Consider the following 9,247-nt stretch of genomic DNA (forward strand, 5'->3'; position numbering starts at 1 on the left):
ATCCCCGCCTTGGATCATGAAGCCCCGAATCACGCGGTGAAAGATGACACCATCGTAGAAGTGGTCGTTGGCCAAAAAGACGAAATTGTTGACGGCGAGGGGAGCTTCTTGCGGGAACAGCTCCAGAACCATTGTGCCGGCGGTGGTCTCCATCGTGGCCGTGTAGGACTTGGCCGGGTCGATCACCATCGGCGGGGGACTGTTGTAGGTTTTCACGGGTTTGCCCAAGTGTTGTGCCAGGAGCAAATCGCGAGAAGAATGCGGGCGGGCCAAGACAGGGAGAGCACTCAGCCCCACCCAAAGCACCACCATCAGCACAGCTAACTTCACCAGGCTGGCCAACTTAGATCGCCCACGCACAATTCTTGCAGGAAAGCTCCATCCCCATCGTACCAGGATTCTGTCCGAGCTTAATCTTCCCTGGACTTGGATGGAGGCTTGGCTCGCCGCACCAGCCAATAACTCACCGAGAGGGCCAACGTCGCTGCCCCCAACCCGATGAGATCTAACCCCCCCAGCTTCTCGAAATCGAAAATGATGATCTTGCGGGCCACCGCAATCAAAGAGGTGACGATCACCAGCTCCACCTGCACCACCTGCTTTTGCAAGTAGGCGGTGATGTTCTCCAGAATTTCCAGCGCAATCAGAATATTTAAAAAGAGGCCGAAGATCTCGATTAAAGTGGTGGAGAAAAACCCAGTTGGCTCCATCAACAAATCTGCCACCAAGAACCGGGCCAAGTCCACCACTGCTACTACGATTAGCCCGATCATCAAAATTGAAAGCAGCTTCGAGATCAGGCTTTCGATGCGGGCAATGGCCCGCAAAAAGGGATCCTCCTCTTCTGTCTCGTGGGGATTGTGCAACAGCCACTTGAGAAACCGCATCGCCAACCCCGACAGATCCAAACCCTTATGTCCTGATCCTGAGACAACATTATCCGTCCCAACCGTCTTGCCGGGAAGCAGGCAGGGATCCCTTGGGGCGATGATTGCGACACCGCTCAGAACAGTATTTCACCTCCGACCAACAGTCGGCCCACTTTTTGCGCCAGGTGAAGGGTCGCTGACAGGTGAGACAAATTTTGCTGGGCAAATCCGATTTCTTCCGTTGGCGTGGCATGGTGCACTGCAAAACAAGGTCAACTCTGTAGTCAGTTTAACAATCCTACCGGATGCTGACCGTTACCATCACGGGGGTGCTTGGCCTGCGCCCCACCTTAGCAAAAGCTGAAGTCTGAACCTAGAGAAATCGAGTAGCCTCTTGAAATCCGGCGAGATCTCTGCCCTGTGTCTGCAGGGATCCCTGAAGGAAGTTGGGTTTGCTGAAAGGTTAGCTGCCTCCATCCTGTACTGAGTAAAGTTCTTAACACCCGCTTGTGAACTTGAGCTTGAGTTTGTATGAAATCTCAACCAAATGGGACGAATGTAGCTGTTCAGAACTCTCCTCCTCCACTGAAGCGGGTTGAGGTACGGCTCAGCAAACCCGGCAACCGGGCAACTCAAGCCTCGCTGTCGGAGGACTCGGTGGGCATATTTTTGCGGGAAATGGCTCGCTACCCACTCCTCAATGCCGAGCAGGAAGTGAAATTGGGACGGCTGATTGCAGAGGGGGGAGCCGCCGGGGAACGGGCGAAACGGGAATTGGTTAGGGCCAACCTGCGCTTGGTGGTCTCGATTGCCAAAAAGTATTTGAATCGCGGTGTGCCGTTTCTGGATCTGATTCAAGAAGGCACCATTGGCCTGATCCGAGCCGCAGAAAAATTTGAGTACGAACGCGGCTACAAGTTTTCCACCTACGCCTACTGGTGGATTCGCCAAGGGATCACCCGCGCCGTTGCCAATCAGGGGCGCCTGGTGCGGATCCCGGTGCACATGGTAGAAAAGCTCAACCAGGTGAAGCGGATCCGGCGAGATCTGACCGAAGCCCTAAACCGTCGCCCCACCCAAGCGGAAATTGCCGAAGCTCTGGAGATTTCCCCCGACAAGCTGGACGCTCTCTTAACCCTCTTGGAAGCCGGTCGCCAAACCCTTTCGCTACATACTCCGGTTGGCAAAGAGGAGGATAGGGAGCTGATGCAGCTTATCGAGGACGCCAACAGCCTCACTCCCGAATCCCAAATGGACTTGCACCTGCTGTCTGCCCAACTGGAAGAAATGCTGGAGCAGCTCAGCCCCCGAGAGCAAGAAATCCTCAAGCTCCGCTATGGGCTGAAAGATGGCCACCTGCACACTCTCTCCGAAATTGGTCAGCTCTTCGGCCTGTCTCGAGAGCGCGTCCGACAAATTCAAGCACGAGCCATGCGCAAACTGCGCCATCCACGCCGACAGGAAATTTTGGCAGATTGGATGACCTCGTTTTAGGCAGTAGGCCACGGCTGCTCCACAGGCGAAACCCAGGATTCCGCAGCAGTTTATGTTCAGCAAAGCTCTGCAGAACCAGGACCAGAGGCGTGCCCCCACTTTTGGACAAGGGATCTGTCAACTAGCCCATCTTCTGCAACTGCAGGGGGTGAGGCTGAGGGCGGCTGCGCAGGGCAGCTTCGATCAACCCCAAAAAGAGGGGGTGGGGGCGGTTGGGGCGGGAGCGAAACTCCGGATGGAACTGGGTGGCGATGAAAAAGGGGTGGCTGGGCAGCTCGATAATCTCCACCAAGCGGTTATCCGGCGAGACTCCGCTGATGATATAACCAGAGTCCAGAAAAAGGCTGCGGTAGGCATTGTTAAACTCATAGCGATGGCGGTGGCGCTCGTAGATGATGGCCTCACCGTAGAGCTTGGCCGCTAGGGTATTGGGCATGATGCGACAGGGATAGAGGCCCAGCCGCAGGGTTCCTCCCAGATCTTCCACATCTTTCTGCTCCGGCAAGAGGCTGATCACCGGGTGGGGGGTATCGGGGTCAAACTCGTAGCTGTTGGCCCGCTCCAGATGGGCAATGTGACATCCCCAGTCGATCACCGCGCATTGCATGCCCAGACACAGGCCCAGAAAGGGAATGCCCCGCTCCCTCACGTAGCAAATACTGGCCACTTTGCCCTCGATGCCGCGATTGCCAAACCCCCCTGGCACCACCACTCCATCCACGCCGGAAAGCAATGCCTCTGGTCCCCGCTCTTCGATCTCCTCAGAAGAGATCCAGCGCAGCGTGACGCCGGCATTGAGGGCCAACCCGGCATGGCGCAGGGCCTCGGCCACGGAAAGATAGGCATCTGTAAGTCGCACGTATTTGCCGACAATGGCAATCTCCACCTGCTCTTGGGGGTGGTGCAGCCGCTGCACCAGGAGCTCCCACTCCCGCAGGTCGGGCTGCTGGGGATCCAGGTTGAGGATCTCCAAAACCCGCTGCGCCAACCCCTCCTGCTCCAGCACCAGAGGCACGTCGTAGATGCTGGGGGCATCCTGAGCCTGAATCACACATTCCACCGGCACATCGCAAAACTCGGAGATCTTCTCCTTGATCCCGCGGGGCAATGGCTGTTCGCAGCGGCACACCAACACGTCCGGCTGGATACCAATAGAGCGCAGCTCCTTCACCGAGTGCTGGGTGGGCTTGGTTTTCATCTCCCCTGCCGCTTTGATCAGGGGCACCAGGGTGACATGCACATAGGCGACATTGGCGCGGCCCACGTCCTTGCGAAATTGGCGGATGGCCTCCAAAAAGGGCAAAGACTCGATATCTCCCACCGTGCCCCCCACCTCCACCAGCACCACGTCGGGGTTGGTCTCGCGGGCCACCCGCCGGATGCGCTCTTTAATCTCTTGGGTAACATGGGGGATCACCTGCACCGTGCTGCCCTGGTAATCGCCGCGCCGCTCTTTGTGGATCACGGCCTGGTAGATGGAGCCGGTGGTGACGTTGTTGAGCTTAGACATGTTGGTGTCGGTGAAGCGCTCGTAGTGGCCCAAGTCCAGGTCGGTCTCGGCGCCGTCGTCGGTGACGAACACTTCCCCATGCTGGTAGGGACTCATGGTGCCGGGATCCACATTGATGTAGGGATCCAGCTTCAAAATCGACACCGTGTAGTTACGGGATTTGAGGAGGCGACCCAAGCTGGCCGCTACAATGCCTTTGCCGATGCTGGAGACCACTCCGCCCGTGACGAAGACAAACTTGGTCATAGCTTGGATCCCTTGCCTTTTTTTGATTATGCCAGGGATCCCTCAGCGCAGAGAGCGGATGGGGCCGTTGTAGAGGATGGTGGTTTGAAAGGTGCGCCTGTCCACCCGCACCTGGGTTTCAATGCTGGGCTGGACAAAGCCGGGCTCTCCCCCCCGGAAGGTGAAGATCCAAGCATCTTCAAACTCTTCAAACGGCGAGTCGATGGCTGCCCCGTGCATGGAAGCTTCGGCGCGATAGCGCTGTAGGCCCCCATTGGCGATCTCGGCAGCTTGACGGGCCAGGTTTTTGGCGCGGTTGAGATCGCGGAAGTAGCGGCTGATCTCCTCAAAACTCCCCCTGGGCAGCGGTCGCTGGGGAGCAGGGGTTGCCGGCACAGGCCGGGGATCCGGCACGATGGGCAGGGTGGGAATATCGGGACTGGGGGGCAGCGGGGTTTGGGAAGGTTCGGGAAAGAGGGGCCTAATCCCCTGGGTCTGGGCGGGCAGCGAGGATCCCCAGAGCAGCGCTCCGGCCAGGCAGAGAGGGAAAAGGGATCTCATAGGCAGTTCCTCTACCAGTGAGTGATCTAGCTGGAATCACTACTCTACTGAGCCTCTCTCCCCAACAAGCAGAGGAAAAAGCCTGGTTGCTGTTTCCCAAGGCAGCTAAAAGAGGGAGGTCGTTGGCGCAAGGGGGACTGCCCACCTGCTGACGGTTGCTAGCATGCGGGAGGAGACCGCCTCGCAGAAGTTGCCATGGAGTTCATCGATCTTGCCGAGACGGGGCTAAAACTAAGCCGCGTGGGGCTGGGCACCTGGAGCATGACGGGGGATTGGTGGGGGCCAGCAGATCCTGAGGAGGCCTACGCCACTCTCCGCAAGGCCATTGACCTAGGCATCACCCTCTTTGACACCGCTCCGGCCTACGGCCGCGGCCTTTCGGAAGTGCTTTTGGGACGGGCCATCCGGGATGCCGGCTGCCGGGATCGCCTAGTCATTGCCACCAAGGCCGGCCTGCAGTGGGTCAACGGCAAGGTGGTGCGCAACTGCAGCCTCAGTTGGCTAGCTCAGGATTTGGAAAACTCCCTCCGCCGCCTGCAGACGGAGGTCATTGACATCTACCAGGTACACTGGCCAGATCCCCTAGAGCCCCTGGAGGAAACAGCCGCCTTTTTCCAGCGCCTGCTGCAGGAAGGCAAGATCCGCGCCATTGGGGTCAGCAACTTTTCCCCCGAACAGATGGATCGGTTTCGCCGGGTGGCTCCTCTGCACACCGCCCAGCCCCCCTACAACCTGTTCGAGCGGCAGATTGAAGCAGAGGTCTTGCCCTACTGTCGAGAGCACGGCATTCACACTTTGGTGTACAGTCCCCTCTGCCGAGGTCTGCTGAGCGGACGGATGACGCCGCAAACCACCTTCCCCCCAGGGGACATGTGCGCCGGGATCGATCCCAAGTTTGTTGAACCGCGCTACTCCCAGTACCTAAAAGCGGCAGAGGCATTGAGCCGGTTTGCTCAGGATCGCTATGGCAAGACCTTGGCCCAGTTGGCGGTGCGCTGGCTGCTGGATCAACCGGGGGTGAGTGTGGCGCTGTGGGGGGCACGCAAGCCCTATCATCTGGAGGCAATATCCGGCCTTTGGGGCTGGTCGTTGGATGCGGAAGCGATGCAGACCATCGAGGATATTTTGCAAAGGTATGTTCCCGAGTCCATTCCCCCCAGCTTTATGTCCCCGCCTGCCCGCGCTGCCTAGTTGTTGCCTTCTGTTCCCTTGCCGTTTGCGTTAGCGGTGGGGAGCACTTTGTCGCCGGGATCCCAGTCCTACGATTGAGTTTGGCAAAAAATGGGATGTAGAGCCCTGTCCTACCGCAGCCAGTAGGGCCAGGAGTCTGTCAACCACGGGAGAACAAAGATGGCCATCCCAGATGCATTCGCGTCAGCAGTGCGGAGCACTTTGACCCATAAAGCAGACAGGCCAAGGGATCCGGCTGACCAGAATGGGCCCACAGTGCCTTCTCAGGCGGGATCCCTGATTCTCCACGTGGGGGGCATGAGTTGTGCCGGCTGCGTTCGCACCGTTGAGCAGGCCCTGCTGAGACAGCCGGGGGTGGTTAAGGCCAGCGTTAACCTGGTTACCGAGTCGGCCCTTGTGGAGTTTGCCCCTGGGATCCGGCCCAACCCGCAGCACCTGGCCCAGATTTTGACAGAGGCAGGGTTTCCCAGCCGCTACAGTTCAGAGGGTGAGGCCCTCTCCGGCGGGAGTTCCGTTCGCGTCAGCGGTGCGGAGCACTCTCAAGATCCCTCTTCCCCTCCCGGTGGGTGGGAAGAAGCCTTGGATGTGCCTGCGGATCCCCTCTCTCGGCAGCGACAGCAGACCCGACACCACATTCGCCAAGCGCTCACCGCCGCTTTTTTGCTGCTGATTTCTGCCGCCGGACACTTGGATCTCTTCGCCCGTCTGGGCTTGCCCCTCCTTAATGATGTCTGGCTGCACTGGGGCTTGGCGACCTTGACTTTTGTCGGCCCAGCTCGCGGCATTGTCCTGGATAGTTGGAGAGGGGCGCGGCGGCTGGCCCCCAACATGAACACCTTGGTTACCTTGGGATCCGGATCGGCCTACCTGGCCAGTCTGGCGGGGTTGTTGGCCCCTCAGGTGGGCTGGGAGTGCTTTTTCGACGAGCCCGTCATGATGCTCAGCTTCATCCTGTTGGGACGGGCCTTGGAACAGCACAGCCGCCTGCGGGCGGCCAGCAGCCTGCAATCGCTGGTGAGCTTGTGTCCCAGTTTGGCTCGGCGGGTTCAGCCTGCAGAGAAGGCGGGATCTCTGGCTTCCAGCCCAGAGGGGAACCTGGATCTGGGATCCCAAACCGGAGAATGGTGCCCTGTCGAACAGGTGCGAGTGGGGGATTGGCTCCAAGTGCGGGCCGGCGAACAGATCCCGGTGGATGGAGAAGTCATTGCCGGCCAGGCCACGGTCAACGAGGGGATGCTGACAGGGGAACCCTTGCCGGTGCTGAAACAAGCGGGGGATCCCGTGGTGGCGGGAACGCTGAACCAATCGGGGTTGCTGCTGTGCCGGGCGACGCGCACCGGGAAAGACACCACCTTGGCCCAGGTCATTCGCCTGGTGGAAGAGGCCCAAGCTCGCAAGGCCCCCATCCAAGGGATAGCCGACCAGGTGGCGGGCTACTTCACCTATGGGGTGGTCACGCTGGCCATTCTCACCTTTGGGTTCTGGTACTGGGTTGGGATCCCACTCTGGGGGAGCGGCGGTGCGGAGCACTTCGTCCTGGCGGGGTTCAGCCTGCACGCCCATCTGCATCTGGGTGACCATCCCCCTCACCCCACACCCCTGCTCAGCAGCCTCAAGATGGCCATTGCCGTTTTGGTGGTGGCCTGCCCCTGTGCTTTGGGATTGGCTACGCCGATGGCCATCCTGGTGGGTACCGGGCTGGGAGCCGAGCGGGGTTTGCTCATCCGAGGGGGAGATGTTCTGGAGAAAGCCCATCGCTTGCAAACGGTGGTCTTCGACAAAACCGGCACCCTCACCCAAGGGGATCCCCACCTGACGGACTGTCTCAGCCTTGACCTCTCCCTGGATCCCAATCGCCTGCTCCAACTGGCGGCCACAGTGGAAAGCGGCACTCGCCATCCGCTGGCGCAAGCCATTTTGCAAGCCGCCCGCACCCAGGGTTTGCCGTTGCTCTCCGCCGGCGAGTTTCAAACCCAGCCGGGGATAGGGGTTGCTGCCCAAGTGGAAGGGCAGGCAGTGGTATTGGGATCCCTGGATGGGCTGGCTGCTTTGGGGATCCCAATTTCCCCAGAGGCGCAGGCCCAGGCCGAGGCGCTACTGGCAGCCGGCAAAACAGTGGTGGGCGTGGCTCTAGGGGGATCCTTGGTGGGGCTGCTGGCAGCACAGGATCCCTTGCGGCCCGATGCGCAGGCAACACTGCGACAACTGCAAAAGATGGGCTTGCAGGTGATGCTGCTTACTGGCGATCGGGCTGAGGTGGCCAAGCAGGTAGCCGAAGCTCTGCAAGTGCCCGGGATCCGCGTTATCGCCGAGGTTCACCCGGCAGACAAAGCTCAAGTCATCCGCGACCTGCAGACCCAAGGCCAGAGAGTTGCCATGGTGGGAGATGGCATTAACGACGCTCCGGCTTTGGCCCAAGCCGATGTGGGCATCGCCCTGCACTCAGCCACTGATGCGGCCTTAGAAACCGCCGATATCATCCTCATGCGCAACCGCCTCTGGGATGTGGTCGAAGCTATCCGCCTCAGCCGCGCCACCTTCCGCAAGATCCAGCAAAATCTCCTCTGGGCTGTCGGCTACAACCTGGTAGGGATCCCAGTGGCAGCAGGCGCGCTCTTGCCCGCCTTTGGCATTGGGCTGAGCCCAGCTATTGCCGGGGGCTTCATGGCCTTAAGTTCCCTCAGTGTAATCCTCAACTCACTCCTCTTGAGGCGAACTTTTGTACCCCGTAGATCTTCGAGTAGCCGCAGCTAAAAAAGTGTTAAAAATTACGAATGACTAAGTATCGATCGTTAAGTCTTCCGAGGTTTTACCGAGCTTCTGACACAATTTCCGCTGCGTCCAAGCCAAAAATTCGGCAACTTCGATTACATTTGATTAAAAAGATTAATCCGCTTTAACTTTTGAGGATTTGGTTGTAAGATTAGACCGAAACCAAGCTGTAAGCGCATCTTCTGGTTTCTTACTTAGCAAAGCAAAAACCGTGAAAATACTGAGAAAGCGCATCTTGCAGCGGTGAAGGGAGCAAAAGTATGGCGATGCTTGGAGATCTTCAGGAATTTTCCTTATGCGACCTGTTGCATTTAATGGAAAAGGGTAAGAAAGCAGGGCAATTATCCATCTGGGCACCCAATGGCATTCAGCGGATTTGGTTTTACCAAGGTCGGGTGGTCGCCGCCCTCACCCCTGAAGAAAAGCATCGTTTGGAAAGCCTGCTGACGCGCTTTGGCTTGGTGGACGAGCAGGTGGTCAGCCAGTTGGTCGCTAGGGGCTTGGAGGAGCCTCTGGGGCGTTGCCTGCAGCGGCAAGGGTTGATCTCGCCCGTAGATTTGGCCAAGCTCTTTCGCCATCAACTGCAGGTGGGACTCTACAGCCTCTTTGCCCTCGAATCCGGCCA

9 protein-coding genes are annotated in these 9,247 nt (G+C 58.8%); 4 read left to right on the forward strand and 5 right to left on the reverse strand.

Annotated features, from left to right (window positions below; all coding sequences use genetic code 11):
* The 3 genes from NW856_RS04695 to NW856_RS04705 all read right to left on the reverse strand — a co-directional run.
* The coding region (locus NW856_RS04695) for a peptidylprolyl isomerase (RefSeq protein ID WP_414399345.1) at positions 1 to 360 on the reverse strand (360 nt) is incomplete at its 3' end.
* A 50-nt stretch (positions 361 to 410) separates the two neighbouring features.
* Positions 411 to 887, reverse strand: coding sequence for a phosphate-starvation-inducible PsiE family protein (locus tag NW856_RS04700; RefSeq protein WP_414399346.1), 477 nt, complete (start codon positions 885 to 887; stop codon positions 411 to 413).
* Between the two features lie 49 nt (positions 888 to 936).
* The gene (locus NW856_RS04705) at positions 937 to 1,122 is read right to left on the reverse strand and encodes a DUF2256 domain-containing protein (protein ID WP_041437321.1); all 186 of its coding nucleotides are present in this window, start codon (positions 1,120 to 1,122) and stop codon (positions 937 to 939) included.
* 278 nt (positions 1,123 to 1,400) lie between these two features.
* On the opposite strand from NW856_RS04705, the gene NW856_RS04710 reads away from it, so the two are divergent.
* On the forward strand, positions 1,401 to 2,363 hold the full coding sequence (locus tag NW856_RS04710) for an RNA polymerase sigma factor RpoD/SigA (RefSeq protein WP_414399347.1): 963 nt from the start codon (positions 1,401 to 1,403) through the stop codon (positions 2,361 to 2,363).
* 121 nt (positions 2,364 to 2,484) lie between these two features.
* Here NW856_RS04710 and NW856_RS04715 read toward each other — a convergent pair whose 3' ends face one another.
* Positions 2,485 to 4,119 carry a CTP synthase gene (locus tag NW856_RS04715; protein ID WP_414399348.1) on the reverse strand — a complete coding sequence of 545 codons (1,635 nt, stop codon included), beginning with the start codon at positions 4,117 to 4,119 and terminating at the stop codon, positions 2,485 to 2,487.
* A 42-nt stretch (positions 4,120 to 4,161) separates the two neighbouring features.
* Positions 4,162 to 4,659, reverse strand: coding sequence for a hypothetical protein (locus NW856_RS04720; protein WP_414382123.1), 498 nt, complete (start codon positions 4,657 to 4,659; stop codon positions 4,162 to 4,164).
* 195 nt (positions 4,660 to 4,854) lie between these two features.
* Between NW856_RS04720 and NW856_RS04725 the strand changes: the two genes are divergently transcribed.
* From NW856_RS04725 to NW856_RS04735, 3 genes are all read left to right on the forward strand, one after another.
* A complete protein-coding gene (locus NW856_RS04725) occupies positions 4,855 to 5,850 on the forward strand; it encodes an aldo/keto reductase (RefSeq protein WP_414399349.1) in 996 nt (331 codons plus the stop codon).
* Positions 5,851 to 6,009: 159 nt separating this feature from the next.
* Positions 6,010 to 8,604 (forward strand): heavy metal translocating P-type ATPase, encoded by a 2,595-nt coding sequence (locus NW856_RS04730; protein ID WP_414399350.1) that lies wholly within the window; start codon positions 6,010 to 6,012, stop codon positions 8,602 to 8,604.
* 332 nt (positions 8,605 to 8,936) lie between these two features.
* Positions 8,937 to 9,247: DUF4388 domain-containing protein (locus NW856_RS04735; RefSeq protein ID WP_414399351.1), on the forward strand; the 311-nt coding region annotated here is incomplete at its 3' end.

The organism is Synechococcus sp. R3-13 (genome assembly GCF_047462195.1).
GTDB lineage: Bacteria > Cyanobacteriota > Cyanobacteriia > Thermostichales > Thermostichaceae > Thermostichus.